This window comes from Plesiomonas sp. (assembly GCF_051650925.1).
Taxonomy (GTDB): Bacteria; Pseudomonadota; Gammaproteobacteria; order Enterobacterales; family CAMTGL01; genus Plesiomonas.
In genome coordinates this window covers 1-1,339 of the sequence record NZ_JBOFRH010000292.1, presented here as the reverse complement: position 1 = coordinate 1,339, position 1,339 = coordinate 1, and the positions used below count along the sequence as shown (strand labels likewise).

The window sequence follows — 1,339 nt, the reverse complement described above, 5'->3', positions numbered from 1 at the left end:
GCGTACGGTTATCCGGCGGCTGAGCGCGCCTACTATCTGACCTTGAGTTATGACTTCTGATGAACATCCGCTGATCCCCCGCGTTCTGATTTTTGATTCGGGCGTCGGCGGTCTTTCCGTGTATCAGGAAATCCGGCAGCTACTGCCGGATTTACCCTATATCTATGCCTTTGATAATGCCTGTTTCCCCTATGGTGAGCAGCCGCAAGAGCTGATTGTAGAGCGCGTACTGCGCACCGTCGCAGCGGTGCATCAGCGTCATCCGCTGTGCATGGCCGTGATTGCCTGCAATACTGCCAGCACCATTAGCTTACCGGCGCTGCGTAAAACCTTCAGTTTCCCCATTGTCGGCGTCGTACCGGCCATTAAACCGGCAGCCGCGGCTACCCGTAATGGTGTGGTCGGGTTGCTGGCTACTCGGGCTACCGTCAAGCGTCCGTATACGCATACCTTAATAAAGCAGTTTGCCAGTACTTGTGATGTGCGCTTGCTTGGTTCTGCGGAGTTGGTACAGCTGGCGGAAGAGAAGATGCAGGGAAAGGAAATCGATAAAGAGCGTCTGCGCGCAGTATTGCAACCATGGTTAGAGGCCAAGCCGTGTCCGGATGTCTGGGTGCTGGCGTGCACCCACTTCCCTTTATTAAAAGCCGAGCTACAGCAACTAGCGCCTGCTGGTGTACAACTGATTGATTCCGGGCAAGCAGTCGCGCGCCGGGTAAAAAGCCTGTTCAGTGATGAACTACTGGCCACTGGGCAGGGGCTGTCTGAGCCTAATCGCGCCTATTGCACTCATTGGGATGAGAAAACCGCGACCTTAGCCAGCTTGTTTGCCCGTGAAAATCTGGGGCAACTACAGCTACTGCCGGTATAAACGGCAATAATCGCCGGATTATCACCCGGATCGATGTAAAAACACGCGCTTGAACTAAAAGGTCTAATTTATCCTTGCTAAGCGCGTCTAACGCCCTATAATGCGACCCCACTGACACGGCAGCTGTGATGCAACTCACTGATTGGCCTGCAGTAATGAATATCGGCTCTTGAGAAAATGCAAAACATTTTCTTGACAGCAAAACAGGATTGCGGAATAATTCACTTCCTGTCGCTACTTCGGTAGCGAAACGTTCTTTAAAAAGTTAATCAGACAATCTGTGTGGGCACTCGTTTGAGAATGCTGATATCCAAAAGATATTAAGTTAAGCGAGTGACTGAACAATTTATTTGCCAGTTTATTCGAGCGACAAACTTTAAATTGAAGAGTTTGATCATGGCTCAGATTGAACGCTGGCGGCAGGCCTAACACATGCAAGTCGAGCGGTAACACAGAGGAGCTTGCTCC

1 protein-coding gene and 1 rRNA gene are annotated in these 1,339 nt (G+C 51.0%); both read left to right on the top strand.

What is annotated here, in order from left to right:
* Window positions 1–49: 49 nt before the first annotated feature.
* On the top strand, window positions 50–871 hold the full coding sequence (gene murI / locus ACRC27_RS06995) for a glutamate racemase (protein ID WP_438639512.1): 822 nt from the start codon (window positions 50–52) through the stop codon (window positions 869–871).
* Window positions 872–1,249: 378 nt separating this feature from the next.
* Window positions 1,250–1,339 (top strand): 16S ribosomal RNA (locus tag ACRC27_RS06990); the annotation flags it as partial.